This window comes from uncultured Ruthenibacterium sp. (assembly GCF_963558415.1).
GTDB lineage: Bacteria > Bacillota > Clostridia > Oscillospirales > Ruminococcaceae > Ruthenibacterium.
On the sequence record NZ_CAUWGY010000029.1, the window covers coordinates 16,929 to 30,264 of the forward strand.

General features: G+C 47.1%; 14 protein-coding genes and 1 pseudogene. All 15 read left to right on the plus strand.

Annotation, left to right across the window (positions count from 1 at the left end):
- The first annotated feature begins 154 nt into the window (after positions 1 to 154).
- Positions 155 to 1,387 (plus strand): peptidase T, encoded by a 1,233-nt coding sequence (gene pepT / locus AB5H98_RS06785; protein ID WP_367925159.1) that lies wholly within the window; start codon positions 155 to 157, stop codon positions 1,385 to 1,387.
- 4 nt (positions 1,388 to 1,391) lie between these two features.
- Positions 1,392 to 1,925, plus strand: a complete 534-nt coding sequence (locus AB5H98_RS06790) for an inorganic diphosphatase (protein ID WP_367925160.1) — start codon at positions 1,392 to 1,394, stop codon at positions 1,923 to 1,925.
- A 78-nt stretch (positions 1,926 to 2,003) separates the two neighbouring features.
- A complete protein-coding gene (locus AB5H98_RS06795; protein ID WP_367925161.1) occupies positions 2,004 to 2,153 on the plus strand; it encodes a hypothetical protein in 150 nt (49 codons plus the stop codon).
- 67 nt (positions 2,154 to 2,220) lie between these two features.
- On the plus strand, positions 2,221 to 2,871 hold the full coding sequence (locus tag AB5H98_RS06800; RefSeq protein ID WP_367925162.1) for a pentapeptide repeat-containing protein: 651 nt from the start codon (positions 2,221 to 2,223) through the stop codon (positions 2,869 to 2,871).
- A gap of 14 nt (positions 2,872 to 2,885) precedes the next feature.
- Positions 2,886 to 3,419, plus strand: coding sequence for a ribosome maturation factor RimM (gene rimM / locus AB5H98_RS06805; protein WP_367925163.1), 534 nt, complete (start codon positions 2,886 to 2,888; stop codon positions 3,417 to 3,419).
- Complete coding sequence (gene trmD / locus AB5H98_RS06810) at positions 3,409 to 4,131, plus strand: tRNA (guanosine(37)-N1)-methyltransferase TrmD (protein WP_367925164.1); 723 nt, start codon at positions 3,409 to 3,411, stop codon at positions 4,129 to 4,131. Before rimM ends, trmD begins: the two co-directional genes overlap by 11 nt.
- Positions 4,132 to 4,334: 203 nt before the next feature.
- Positions 4,335 to 4,598 (plus strand): HPr family phosphocarrier protein, encoded by a 264-nt coding sequence (locus tag AB5H98_RS06815; protein WP_009324587.1) that lies wholly within the window; start codon positions 4,335 to 4,337, stop codon positions 4,596 to 4,598.
- A gap of 73 nt (positions 4,599 to 4,671) precedes the next feature.
- A complete protein-coding gene (gene uvrC, locus AB5H98_RS06820) occupies positions 4,672 to 6,498 on the plus strand; it encodes an excinuclease ABC subunit UvrC (protein WP_367925165.1) in 1,827 nt (608 codons plus the stop codon).
- Between the two features lie 57 nt (positions 6,499 to 6,555).
- Positions 6,556 to 7,146 (plus strand): annotated as a pseudogene (gene rsmD / locus AB5H98_RS06825) (16S rRNA (guanine(966)-N(2))-methyltransferase RsmD); the annotation flags it as partial.
- Complete coding sequence (gene coaD, locus AB5H98_RS06830) at positions 7,143 to 7,637, plus strand: pantetheine-phosphate adenylyltransferase (RefSeq protein WP_367925166.1); 495 nt, start codon at positions 7,143 to 7,145, stop codon at positions 7,635 to 7,637. The pseudogene rsmD and the gene coaD, both read left to right, overlap by 4 nt.
- A gap of 6 nt (positions 7,638 to 7,643) precedes the next feature.
- Positions 7,644 to 8,135, plus strand: a complete 492-nt coding sequence (locus AB5H98_RS06835) for an ATPase (RefSeq protein ID WP_367925167.1) — start codon at positions 7,644 to 7,646, stop codon at positions 8,133 to 8,135.
- A gap of 116 nt (positions 8,136 to 8,251) precedes the next feature.
- Positions 8,252 to 8,644, plus strand: a complete 393-nt coding sequence (locus tag AB5H98_RS06840) for a Fur family transcriptional regulator (RefSeq protein ID WP_367925168.1) — start codon at positions 8,252 to 8,254, stop codon at positions 8,642 to 8,644.
- 61 nt (positions 8,645 to 8,705) lie between these two features.
- A complete protein-coding gene (gene rbr, locus AB5H98_RS06845) occupies positions 8,706 to 9,245 on the plus strand; it encodes a rubrerythrin (RefSeq protein ID WP_367925169.1) in 540 nt (179 codons plus the stop codon).
- Positions 9,246 to 9,351: 106 nt separating this feature from the next.
- Entirely contained in the window at positions 9,352 to 12,627 is a 3,276-nt protein-coding gene (locus tag AB5H98_RS06850; RefSeq protein ID WP_367925170.1) for a PD-(D/E)XK nuclease family protein, read from the plus strand.
- Positions 12,627 to 13,336, plus strand: a 710-nt coding sequence (locus tag AB5H98_RS06855; RefSeq protein ID WP_367925171.1) for a UvrD-helicase domain-containing protein, incomplete at its 3' end; no start/stop codon positions are given. The genes AB5H98_RS06850 and AB5H98_RS06855, both read left to right, overlap by 1 nt.

Genomic DNA, 13,336 nt, shown 5'->3' on the forward strand with positions numbered 1-13,336 from the left:
TGGATTGGTCACGGCTTTTTCGATATAACTTCTATTTTACCACAAATTGTCCTAATTTGACGAAAATAAAGTAATTTTGTCCTTGCCAAGTTCTTGAAATCCGCGTTGACCTTTGGTACCATGCATAGTAGAAAGCGGAGAAAAGAGGGAGTTTATGCGTGCATATGAACGTTTGCTGCGCTATGTGAAAGTTTATACAACCAGTGATCCGAATTCAGGAGCTCATCCGTCCAGCCAAAGACAGAAAGATTTAGGACGGATCCTGGTAGACGAAATGACCGAAATGGGCTTTTTGGACGCCCATATGGATGAACAGGGATATGTATATGGCTCACTTGCAGCGAGTGCAGGGTGCGAAAATGCGCCGGCGTTGGGATTTGTGGCGCACATGGATACTGCGCCGAGTTTTTCCGGTGAAAAGGTTTGCCCCCTGGTACATGAAAATTACGACGGAAAGGATGTATTCCTTCCGAAAAACGGAACGGTGCTGAAGGTGCAAGACTTTCCATTCTTAGCGCAGCACAAAGGAGAAACGTTGATTACTGCGGATGGGTCTACGCTTTTAGGAGCAGACGACAAAGCGGGAATTGCGGAAATTCTGACAGCTTGCGAAAAAATCCAAAAGGAAAATCTTCCTCATGGAAAATTGTGTGTGGCCTTTACGCCGGATGAAGAGATTGGTGAGGGTGCTCTCGGATTTGATGTAGAACATTTTGGCGCTGATTTTGCTTACACAATGGATGGCGGCGCTGTAGGTGGCGTGGAATATGAGAATTTCAATGCTGCCAGTGCGGAGATCGACATCCAAGGCGTTTCGGTGCATCCGGGCAGTGCTAAGGATATAATGGTGAATGCGCTGCTGGTGGCCTGTGAATTGAACAGCATGCTTCCGGCTGAGGAGATTCCGGCGAGAACTTCTGGCTACCAGGGATTTTTCCACTTGGATGGACTTACAGGTACCGACGCCCATGCGCGCATGGGATACATTGTGAGAGATCATGATCGTCAAACGTTTGAAAACCGTAAAAGGATGCTGCTTGAGATAGTTGATCGTCTAAATCAAAAATATCCCACGGCGTCCATTCGCTTAAAACTCCATGACAGTTATTACAATATGGCTGAGAAGATTGCCCCCTGTATGCATTTAATCGAAAATGCGAAAAAGGCGACTCTGGATGCAGGCGTAGAGCCTTCCATCGAGCCGATTCGGGGCGGTACGGACGGCGCCACATTGTCGTATATGGGATTGCCGTGTCCCAACTTGGGCACGGGCGGTTACAATTATCATGGACCGTACGAGTGTATTACTGCGGAATCGATGGATAAGGCGGTGCAAATCCTTTTGAATTTGACGCAAGCATACCGAAAACCACAGGGAAAGGAATAAAATTATGACAAATATCTGGCATGATATCAGTCCGGCGCGCATCAATCCTGATGACTTCATTGCGGTAATTGAAATTGAAAAAGGATCCAAAAAGAAGTATGAATTGGACAAGGAAACCGGCCACATTATTTTGGATCGAATCTTGTACACCTCAACACACTACCCTGCAAACTACGGGTTGATTCCGCGCACTTATGCAGATGATGGGGATCCGCTCGATGTGCTGGTGCTTTGCAGCGAGACAATTTCTCCATTGAGCCTTGTACGCTGCTATCCGATCGGCGTGATCACCATGCGGGATCAGGGAAAATTGGACGAAAAAATTATTGCAATTCCCTTTGAAGATCCCATGTACAACGGATACCATGACATTTCCGAATTGCCCAGCCATATTTTTTCTGAGATGAAACATTTCTTCACGGTATATAAAAATTTGGAAGGAAAAGAAACGGTGGTCGATGAAGAACAGGGGCCACAAGAAGCAAGAGCGATTATTCAGAAATGCCTGGATGCTTATATCAACCGTTTTTGTCGTTGAGAATTTGGGGGATTGTCCTTGCATTCTAAGGATTAAACAGGTATACTGAATGAAATGAATGAAAAGGAGCGTTGCCGAATGAGACATGGAGGAGCATTCCGGTTAACCGGATTGATTTTGGGAATCGTCAGCGCTGTTGTCAGCGTGACGGCGATTGTATTCAGTATTGTTGGATTGTTGCTTTCAAAACGTCCGGTGATGCCTCGTGTGCGCGCGGACAAGAGATGATGCATCGAAAAGCCGGGTGAGCGCCCGGCTTTTTTTGAGCGGGATATACATCGGAAAGGAGTAGACAATGCGGGTGCCAAAACCGGTTCTGCCGACGCAACTCGAGGATGCAATCCCTTTAGAAGAGGTTCTGAGTCTAAAAGACAGAGATGGGGTTCTGTTGGATGGATATCGCTTTGAGAACGGAAACATCGCTGGATGGGATTTAGAAAAAAGTGAATATAAAGGCTGCACTTTTTCTGGTTGCCGTTTCACAGGCGCTCACATGTCCAAGGGATGGATTCGGGACGTAATTTTTGAACGGTGCGATTTATCCGGCGTTCGTTTGGTGGAAAGCTCCTTGCAACGCGTGTGGTTTCTGGGGTGCAAACTGTCAGGTGCTAACTTGGCTGGAGCGGTATTACAGGATGTCCGTTTTCACGAATGTACTGCAGACGGAATTGTTTTGGCAGAGAGCGGATTGAAAAATGTACAGTTTGAAAACTGTAAATTGCAGCAGGCGTCTTTTTCATCCGTTCGAAAAAAATTGTCGCTTTCTTTAGACCGTTGTGATTTGCGGGCTGCAGATTTTTTTCACACCCCGCTAAAAAGCATAGACTTGACGAGCTGTGAAATAGATGGGATTCGTCTAGAAGGTCCAGAACTGCGCGGGGCAATTGTCACAGCGATACAAGCGTGTGAGCTCGCCAAACTTTTGGGCGTGGTGATTCGATCCTGAATGGAGGAAAATAGATGAAACAATATTTAGAGGCGGGGGAGTTTGTCACCACGCATGGAGTAATGGGTGAACTAAAATTGTATCCTTGGTGTGACGATCCCGCTTTCATTACAAAACTTCCGCGTTTGTTTTTAGGAAAAAATGGGGAAAAAGAGAAAAAAGTGCTGGCGGCACGGGTACACAAAGGTATGTGTCTTGTCAAATTGGAAGGCATTCAATCCATAGATGAGGCTCGGACCTATGTTCGGAAAATTGCTTATTTTGCAAGGGCGGATGTGGATTTGCCGGAAGGTCGTTTTTTTGTCCAAGATATTATTGGATGCAAGGTAAAGGACGCTTTGACCGGACAAGAATATGGTACGGTGACAGATGTTACTCATCCGGCGGCCAGCGATATTTATGAAGTGCGCAATGATCAGGGTGAAGTGTTTTTATTTCCGGCGGTTTCGGAATTTTTAGAGGAACTTTGTCCGGATAAGGGATACATCACGGTCAAACCGATTCAGGGAATGTTTACTTCTGGTGGAGGAAATGACGATGAGGATTGATGTAGCTACGTTATTCCCAGAAATGTGTGAGAGAGTAATGAGCGAGAGCATCATCGGTCGTGCGCGCCAGCGCGGCTACATTGAGTTTCATGCACATCAGATCCGAGACTACACGTTGAATCGTCAAAAGCAGGTTGATGATTACCCATATGGTGGCGGCCATGGGATGATTATGCAGGCGCAGCCGATTTATGACTGCTGTCAGGATGTGATTCGTCAGGTGCAGCAGGCGGGATTTGAGCGCCCTCATATCGTTTTTTTGACAGCGGCGGGAAAACCGTGGAATGAAGAACACTGCAAGCGCCTTGTGAAATATAAGAGCCTTTTATTGGTGTGCGGTCATTACGAAGGAATTGATGAGCGCGTGATTGAAGAACTTGCAGATGAAGAAATTTCTATCGGAGATTATGTTTTAACGGGTGGAGAGCTGGCTTCTCTTGTCGTAGCGGACAGTGTGTTTCGCCTCTGCCCGGGTGTGCTTTCAAGTCCGGAAGGCTATGAGGAGGAAAGCTATTACGGCGGCCTTTTAGAATATCCTCAGTATAGTCGTCCTGAAGAGTGGAATGGCCGAAGTGTGCCGCCGGTTTTGCTGTCCGGACACCACGAAAATATCCGGCAGTGGAGAAAAGAACAGGCGCTGGAAAGAACACGAGCGCGCCGTCCGGATTTGTATGAAAAATACCTTCAAAAAGTCAATGGCGAAAATCCATAAAGAATTGAAGAAACACTTGTATATTTCGCTAATGTTGTTGAAAACTAACTAGTGAACATGCACAAAGGTGGCCCGACGCGCACGGCCGTTTAAAGGCATAGTTGCAAAAATTATCGGATTGCGTCCGAAATTATTGACGTATTGAAAGTTTTTGGTATACAATAAGGTCAAAGGCACAAGATACATGATAAGGAGCGTTTGCTATGTTTGTGAAAGAAGTAACTGTGGAGAATCAGGTCGGCTTGCATGCACGTCCCGCTACTTTCTTTATTCAGAAGGCCAATGAGTTTAAATCTTCCATTTGGGTCGAGAAAGAAGAGCGTCGTGTAAATGCGAAGAGCCTTCTGGGTGTTCTGTCTCTTGGCATCGTGGGCGGTACTACGATCCGCATTATTGCTGACGGCGCTGACGAGCAGGCTGCTGTTGAAGGCTTGATTAAACTGGTTAACTCTGGTTTCAGCGAATAAATTTTAACAAAACGAAGTGCGCTGCCTGAAAATTGGCGGCGCATTTTCTTTTTCGGGGAAAGGTGGGTAAGAGATGACGAAGTATGAGCTTTGGCAGAAGGCAAAGATGCTTCCGCTGCTGCCGGGTGTTTATATCATCCGTGACAAGACGGGAGAAATCATCTATATCGGCAAGGCCAAGCGGTTGCGCACACGTGTCTCTCAGTATTTCCGAGAAGGAGTTCCCCACGATGCAAAAGTAACGAAAATGATTCACAATGCCTTTGAGTTTGACGTCATTGTCACACAGAGTGAGTTTGAGGCACTGGTGTTGGAATGCAGTCAGATCAAACAGCATAAACCGAAATACAATATTCTCCTGAAAGATGACAAAGGGTACAGTTACATTAAAGTGACCCGTGAAGATTACCCGCGTATTACCGCGGTTTTGCAAAAAGAAGACGATGATGCAGAATACATCGGGCCGTATACATCCAGTTTTGCAGTGCGTGAAATGGTAGAAACGGCAAATAATGTGTTCCGTCTTCCCCGCTGCGGAAAACGGTTTCCGCAGGATATCGGGAAGGGCAGACCTTGTCTAAATGCTCATATTGGAAAGTGTATGGCTGTTTGTTCGGGAAAAGTTAGCCGGGAAATGTATCGAGAATCGGTGGAAGGCGCTTTGCATCTGATTCGGCACGGACAGGGTGAAATTTTGAAACTACTTCGTCAGCGTATGGAGGAAGCGGCCGAAAAATTGGATTTTGAACGTGCGGCGATGTTGCGTGATCAAATCAATGCCATTGAAAAAGTAAGTCGTGGGCAAAAAGTGGTCCGGAGCAGTGTGGATGAGCAGGATGTGGTGGCATTTGCGGCCAGTGTGACTGCTGTCTGTGCGGCAATTCTCCGTTTTCGAGAAGGAAGGCTTGTGGATAAACGAGAATTTTTGTTTCACGATACCCAGGATTTGACAGCTCTTCGAAATGAATTTTTGCCGCGCTATTATTTAGAGGACAGTGAGTTTATTCCCAGAAGTATCGCGGTGGATGAACTTCCGGAAGGTTGGGAAGATCTGAAAAGGCTTTTGAGCGAGACGCGTGGCAGCAAAGTTCAGCTTTATGTGCCTCGTCGAGGCGACACGGCAAAGTTGATTGAAATGGCCCGAACCAATGCGTTTGAACGATTGGCTAGGGAGAGCGGTCGCTATGCGCGGGAGCAGAAATTGCTAGATGAAATGGCAGCGCTTTTGGGACTGCAGGAACCGCCCCAGGTCATCGAAAGCTATGATATTTCCAACTGGGGCGATGGAACCAGTGTGGCCGGTATGGTAGTGTTTGAAAACGGAAAGCCTAAAAAAGCTGGTTACCGCAGATTTAAAATGCAGACTGTTTTTGTGAACGATGACTACGCCTCTATGTCGGAAACATTAAGTCGACGTGTGTCTGAGTATGAAAAAGGCGGAAGTGGGCAGTTTTCGGTAAAACCCAATTTGATTTTTTTGGATGGTGGACGTGGACAGGTGAATGCTGTGCGAAAAAGCCTGGAAAATACGCCATTCGCACAAGTGCCATTGTTCGGTATGGTGAAGGACGACCGACATCGCACAAGAGGATTGATTACTCCGGCGGGCGAGGAGATTCAGCTTTCCATGCACAAAGGGGTATTTGCTTTTGTCACGAGTATTCAGGATGAGACTCATCGGTGGGCCAATGACTATCGAAAACGTCTCCAAAAGGGAAAATCTTATGCTTCTACGCTTCAAAATGTTCCCGGAGTAGGACCCGCGACGGCTAAGGCGTTGTTGGCGCATTTTAAAACCGTGACGGCAGTGCGTCAGGCGGAGCAGGAGCAACTCTGTCAGGTCAAGGGAGTTTCTCAGAAAGCAGCAAAGGCGGTGTATGAGTATTTTCATCAAACTTGACAAATGTCTTTGTGCCATCCATAATAAAAAGCAACAACACAGGAAAGGCAGGCGGAACAGATGCGCGTAATCGCAGGAAGTGCTCGTGGTGTAAAGTTGGCGGCGCTTCCAGGGGAGGACATTACCCGCCCGACCATTGACCGTGTGAAAGAAAGTATGTTTAGCTCTGTTCAGTTCTTTCTGGAGGGAGCCGATGTATTGGATTTGTTCGCCGGGTCCGGACAGTTAGGAATTGAGGCGCTCAGCCGTGGAGCACGAAGATGTGTGTTTATTGATCAGGATGCGGGAGCTTGTAGTGTGATTCGTGAGAACCTTCGAGCGGCATCATTGGCGGGAAAAGCGAGTGTTTCGCAAACTCAGGCAGAGCATTATCTGGCTACGGCTCGGGATCCTTTTGATCTTGTTTTGATGGATCCGCCTTATCATCACAATACAGTGGCAAATCTTTTGCCGTTGGTGGAACGAGTAATGAAACCAGGCGGTGTGGTTTTAGCGGAAACGGAGTATGGGGCGCAGCTTCCGGAAAAGTGCGGGAGACTGATTTGCAAAAAGCATTATAAATACGGCAAGGTGGCTCTGGCACGTTACGAATGCGTGGAGGAAGAGGCGGATGCCCTGCTGCAGGCGGAAAAGGAGCCTACGGTATGAAAATAGCAATATGCCCTGGTAGTTTTGACCCGATTACCAAAGGCCATTTAAATATTATTGAACGCTCTGCTCGACTGTTTGACAGTGTGGTGGTTTTGGTTTTGGTGAATCCCAATAAGCGCCCCACTTTTTCTGCGGAAGAGCGAGTAAAATTTATACAAAAAGCGTGCGAACACATTCCGAATGTGAAAGTGGATTCTTATCATGGCCTTTTGGCGGACTATGCAAAGCGAATCGGTGCTTGCACCATTATTAAGGGCTTGCGTGCCGTCACAGATTTTGAATATGAATTTCAACAAGCGCTAGTCAATAAACAATTGAATCCGGATTTGGAGACGATGTTTGTCATTACAGATTCCAGTTATATGTATTTGTCTTCCAGTATGGTTCGGCAAGTGGCTGGATTTGGAGGAGACGTGAGCGGATTCCTTCCGGAATCAATTTGTGATGAAGTAGTAGAACGCCTCGCACAGGGGAAAGAAAAGGAGTAATGTGTCATGTCAATCGATGAATTGCTGGATGTCATGGATGAAACGCTAGAAGATGCGCTCAACGTTCCGTTCAGCGGCGGTAAGCGCATGGTGGATGTGGAAAAAGTGCGCGACCTGATCGATGACATTCGCTTAAATATGCCGCAAGAGATTCAACAGGCAAAAGCAGTTGTGAAGGATCGCGAACAAATTGTAGAAAAGGCTAAGCGAGAAGCAGATATGATCATTAAACGCGCTGAGGAACGCGCACGAGCCATGGTTGCCGAAGAAGCAATTATGAAAACTGCGCAGCAAAAGGCTACAGAGATGATTGCCAGCGCTCAGAACCAGAGCCGCGAAATGCGTACGACTGTGACTAATTATTGTGAAAATATGCTTCGTCAAACCGAAGAACAGCTTTCCAGTAGTTTGAGTGATGTTCAGAATGTGCGTGCTACTCTGCGACAATCGGGAAAACGCGGAACAAGGCGTACACAAGCTAGAAATACCAATCAATAATGAAAATGCGCCCTGCACATGCAGGGCGCATTTTGCATAAAATAATTATAAGTTCCCTCTTGACATTTCTTTGCTAATGATATAGAATATCATTAGCAAAGAAAAGGGGAATGGAGATGGAAAAAAGAAAAACCATTCAAAAGCAACTTGTGCTGGATGCGGTGTCGCAACTTGCGGATCATCCAACAGCGGATGAAGTGTATGCATATATTGTAAAAAATCATCCTACCGTCAGTAAGGCTACGGTGTATCGGAATTTGAGCAGTTTGTCGGAAGATGGTCTTCTGCGTCACATTCGTATGCCGGATGGGGCGGATCGATTTGACCACACTTTGTCACCTCATTTTCATATCGAATGCCTTTCTTGCGGTGCACTTTCAGATGTTTTATTGGAAGAAGAAAACCAATTGGATGAACAGGCTGCAAAGTCGACAGAATATACCAATGTACAACATGATATTGTATTTACGGGTATGTGCCCGAACTGTCAAAAGCATGAAAGAGCATAAAGTGCGGTATACTCTGGTTGGAAAACCATCGAATAAATAAAACAAAAGGAGAGAAGTTACTATGGAATTAAAAGGTTCAAAAACAGAACAGAATTTGTTGACCGCTTTTGCTGGAGAGAGCCAGGCACGCAATAAGTATACGTATTATGCATCTAAGGCGAAAAAAGAAGGTTACAACCAGATTGCGGCTATTTTTGAAGAGACTGCCAACAATGAAAAAGAGCATGCAAAAATTTGGTTCAAACAGCTCCACAATGGTGAGATTCCTGACACTTTGACCAACTTGGATGATGCAGCCGCTGGTGAGAACTACGAGTGGACTGATATGTATGCTGGTTTTGCGAAAACGGCCAAGGAAGAGGGCTTCGATAAACTGGCTTATCTGTTTGAGGCTGTAGGGAAAATTGAAAAAGAGCATGAAGAGCGTTATCGTGCTTTGAAGGCCAGCATTGAGCAAGGAAAAGTATTTGCTCGCGAGACAGAGCAGGTTTGGGTTTGCTCCAACTGCGGTCATGTGCACATCGGCACACACGCTCCGGAGAAATGCCCGGTATGCGATCATCCGCAAGGCTATTTCATTCTGCAAGCAAAGAACTATTAATGTTGCATTTCCCCACGGAAGGCATTCATGCTTTCCGTGGGCTTTTTTTGTATGAGCAAATTCGATATAATAAAAAACAATCAAAGGTACACGGGAGGAAAACGGTATGCTGCAATTGATTCTGGGATTGTCCGGAACAGGGAAAACTGGTCGGATATTGGCCTTGATGAAGGCAAGAGCATTGGCCGGTGGGCAGAGTATTCTGGTTGTGCCGGAACAGTTTTCGTCATCGGCTGAAACCATGGTGTACCGTACTTTGGGCGATCGATTGGGCTCATTTGTAGAGGTTTACAGTTTCACAAGTTTGGCAGAGCTTTTTTTAAAGACTTTTGGCGGTGTGTGTGTTCCAACTCTAACGGATGCCGCCCGTGCAGTGGCTGTCCGGCGTGCACTTGATGTGTTGGGAGATGAGGCGCAAAATTATCATAGGCACCGCCGTAGCACGGGCTTTTGCAATTTGTGCGCAGAGGCAATTAAGGAACTGAAAATTGCGGGTTCCGCCCCGGAAGACGTTTTGCGTGTAGCGGGACAGGGAACGGATGGAGAGAAACTTCGTGAATTGGGGCTTTTGTTTGCGGCTTATGAAAAAATTATTGCCGGCAGTTCGATGGACCCCTCTGACCGCTTGACCGTTGGTGCACAGCGCATGGATGTTTCCTTTTTGAAGGATAAGGAAGTGTTCATCGATAATTTTGATGGGTTTACGGCGCCGCAATATCGTATTCTCGAAAAGCTTATACAGGCAAAACAGTGTACGGTGGCTCTTTGCTGCGATGGTATGGCAGACCATGACGCGGGCATGGGGCTGTTTAGTCCTGTCAAAATGACCGCGCAGAGACTTCGCCGAATCGCCGGCCGAGTAGGTGTTGAAGTGGCGGCACCCAAGATTCTCAAAGAGGATCTGCGGCATAAGGATGCACCAGGGCTTTTGGCAGTGTCTCAGGTTTTGGCGGGAGATACGGCGGAAAATTGTTGTGCAGAGAATGTCTATTTGACACCAGCACAGAATGTTTATGCGGAATGTAAGGCGGTAGCTTGCCGCATTGCATCACTGGTGCGCAATGAGGGGTATGCCTACAAAGACATTGCGGTCATTTGTCGGTTGCTGGATGATTACGATGCACCTGTCCGTTATGAATTTGGATTGGCGGAAATTCCTTGTTTTACGGATCGTACGGATACAATGGAGCATACCAGCGTAGCAGCCTTTTTGAATGCGGCTTTGGAATTGCTTTCTAAGGGGTTGACAACCGAACCCCTTCTTCGCCTTTTAAAGACCGATTTGTGTGGTTATACAGCGACTCAGATTGCAAATCTGGAAAATTACGCTTATACCTGGCGATTGAAAGCTGCGGAATGGAGGGCTCCGTTTGAGAAAAATCCATCCGGATTTGGAGCGCAGATGACTGAAGAAGAGCAGCATCTTTTACAAGAAGTGAATCAGATTCGAGAGCAGGTGGTATGTCGCGTTGAAACGTTTTTAAAACAGGCAAAAGGAAAGAATGCCGCCGAGATTTCGAGACAGCTCTATTTTTTGCTCGTTGCATTCGGTGCGGATCAAGAAACTATTCGCATTGCACAGGAATTTGAGGACCATGGGGATTTGGCGCGGTCAGAGGCGATGTATCGGACATGGGATGAAGCAATGCAGCTTTTGGGCGAGATGGAGCAACTGTTGGGACAGGATGAAGTAACAGCGAGTGAGTATGCAGAGTTGTTTTTGCTACTGGTGCGTAGCAGGGACTTGGGACACGTGCCGGAAACACAGGACGCTGTCATGCTAACGACGGCCGATCGAATGAGGTTGGATAGCCCCAAAATATGCTTTGTTTTGGGAGTGTCTGAAGGACAATTCCCTAAACTTGCTGGAGCTAGTGGACTTTTGACTCATGCGGATCGCGATCTTTTGGTAAACAACGGTGTTCAGATGCCTGGTGGATACGAAAATCGTACGTTGCTGGAACAGATGTTTTTTTATCGGGCGTTGACTGCACCTTCCCAGCGATTGTATATCAGTTATATTTCTCCGGAAAGCGGCGGTGCGCCGGTGTCGGCGGCTCTATCTCCGGTCATGGAGTTGTCTGTAAAGCCGGACCGACTGGAGTTTTTTGAGCTTGCGCCCACTTGCGCGGCGGCGTTGGATTTGTATGGTTCTCAATACCGGGACGATACACCGCAAACAGCTTCTTTGGCACAAGCATTGGCGCAAGAACAGATGGCGGTGGAGAGTTTGGCGGCGATGAATAGCGCGGCACATCCAGCGCCCATGAAAGCGAAGGATACGTCGGCAATGGAAAAGGTTATCGGGCGACATCTTCGACTTTCACCTACACGGGTGGAGCAATATTACCGATGCAGATTTAGCTATTTCCTACAATATGTCCTCAAAATCAAACCTCGGCGGCGGGCGGAATTGTCCCCCATGGAAAGCGGCAGTCTGATTCACTATATTTTGGAACAGGTTATGCGACAGGCGGGGGCTGAATTTGTGAATATGCCTCAGGAGAAGCTTTTAAAATTGGCGGATCGGATCGCAGATGATTATGTGAAAGAAAATATGCCTGAGGCATCTGTGCGTTTCGCCTATTTGGTTCGACGTTTAAAGAGAAGCGTAGGAAATTTATTGTGCTATTTGCAGAAAGAACAGGCCCAAAGTTCCTTTCATCCGATGGCCTTTGAACAGCCGATTGGGGATGGAGAAGGAGCAGTTCGTCCACTGACGCTGAAAACGCCGGACGGACATACGGTGCAGGTGGTCGGTCAGGTGGACCGTGTGGATGTAATGTGCAGGGAAGGACGACAGTACGTACGTGTAGTGGACTATAAAACAGGTTCTAAAAGTTTCAGTTTGGATGATGTATATTGCGGCCTGAATACTCAGATGCTGCTATATTTGTTTACTCTTTGCCAGAATGAAACACATCTTGAGAATCCTGTGGCTGCCGGTGTGCTGTATCTTCTCAGCGATCCGGCGCCGGGAAGCGTGACGAGAGAGCAAGCGGCTGACATTCCCTTGTATAAAGTAGATGGCTTGGTGCTCAATGATGAAGTGGTTTTACGTGGAATGGATAAGCAGGCAAGCGGTCTATTTGTTCCGGTCAGCTTTTTAAAAAGTGGTGCGCCGAGGACAAGTTCAAAATTGGCGCATTTGGAGAAGATTGGAAATATCCAACGTCATGTGGAACAATTGGTAATAGATATGGCAAAAGAACTTTATGAAGGAGATATTCGTGCGGTTCCTTTGCGGAATGCTACACATTGTCCATGTGATAATTGTGATTATCGTGCCGTTTGTCGCCATGAGGATGGGAAAGACGAAAATTTTGTTCATGCCCCTAAAGGCGTATTCGAGACTTCGGGTGAAAGGAATGAGAACGACTAATGGAAGAGCGAAAGTGGACCAGCGCCCAGCGTCATGCCATTGAAGACCGTGGCGGAACGCTTTTGGTCAGTGCCGCCGCGGGAAGTGGAAAAACCGCAGTACTTGTGGAGCGCGCGGTACAGTTGGTTTGCGATAAAAATCATCCGGTTGCTGCGGATCGTTTGTTGATCGTTACGTTTACCCGGGCGGCTGCCGAAGAATTGCGGGGACGCATTGCAGAACGCCTTGCACAGGAGGCTGCGAAAGATCCTTCCAGTGTTTGGCTTCGTCGTCAAAGATTGCTGTTAGGGCGTGCGGATATCTGTACGATTGATGCTTTCTGTATGCAGCTTTTGAAGAATTATTTTGCATTATTAGACCTTCCGCCGGACTTTGGACTGGCAGATGATGCTACGGCTTATTCTCTTCGTTCAGAAGCCTTGATGCAGACCTTGGAAGAAATGTATTCGGATGCGGATTTCCGTTCTTTGGCAGATTGCTACGGGCGCGCTCGTAGTGACGGAGCCGCCGCCGATGCGGTTTTAGATCTGTATGATTTTTTGCGTACTTTGCCACATCCTCAGCTTGAGTTGGACAAGCTTTGTGCAGACTACGAAGTGGATGTGCCTTTGGGAAAAACCAAATGGGGGGCTTTCCTGCTGCAATGTGCTAGAGCGGGAGCTAAAAATGCTCTGGCGCTTGTTAACTCCGCACAACAGATCGTGAATCA

Bases quoted from the DNA above. Each gene is read 5' to 3' on its own strand.
- pepT (WP_367925159.1), top strand. From the start codon at position 155: ATGCGTGCATATGAACGTTTGCTGCGCTATGTGAAAGTTTATACAACC.
- AB5H98_RS06790 (WP_367925160.1), top strand. From the start codon at position 1,392: ATGACAAATATCTGGCATGATATCAGTCCGGCGCGCATCAATCCTGAT.
- AB5H98_RS06795 (WP_367925161.1), top strand. From the start codon at position 2,004: ATGAGACATGGAGGAGCATTCCGGTTAACCGGATTGATTTTGGGAATC.
- AB5H98_RS06800 (WP_367925162.1), top strand. From the start codon at position 2,221: ATGCGGGTGCCAAAACCGGTTCTGCCGACGCAACTCGAGGATGCAATC.
- rimM (WP_367925163.1), top strand. From the start codon at position 2,886: ATGAAACAATATTTAGAGGCGGGGGAGTTTGTCACCACGCATGGAGTA.
- trmD (WP_367925164.1), top strand. From the start codon at position 3,409: ATGAGGATTGATGTAGCTACGTTATTCCCAGAAATGTGTGAGAGAGTA.
- AB5H98_RS06815 (WP_009324587.1), top strand. From the start codon at position 4,335: ATGTTTGTGAAAGAAGTAACTGTGGAGAATCAGGTCGGCTTGCATGCA.
- uvrC (WP_367925165.1), top strand. From the start codon at position 4,672: ATGACGAAGTATGAGCTTTGGCAGAAGGCAAAGATGCTTCCGCTGCTG.
- coaD (WP_367925166.1), top strand. From the start codon at position 7,143: ATGAAAATAGCAATATGCCCTGGTAGTTTTGACCCGATTACCAAAGGC.
- AB5H98_RS06835 (WP_367925167.1), top strand. From the start codon at position 7,644: ATGTCAATCGATGAATTGCTGGATGTCATGGATGAAACGCTAGAAGAT.
- AB5H98_RS06840 (WP_367925168.1), top strand. From the start codon at position 8,252: ATGGAAAAAAGAAAAACCATTCAAAAGCAACTTGTGCTGGATGCGGTG.
- rbr (WP_367925169.1), top strand. From the start codon at position 8,706: ATGGAATTAAAAGGTTCAAAAACAGAACAGAATTTGTTGACCGCTTTT.
- AB5H98_RS06850 (WP_367925170.1), top strand. From the start codon at position 9,352: ATGCTGCAATTGATTCTGGGATTGTCCGGAACAGGGAAAACTGGTCGG.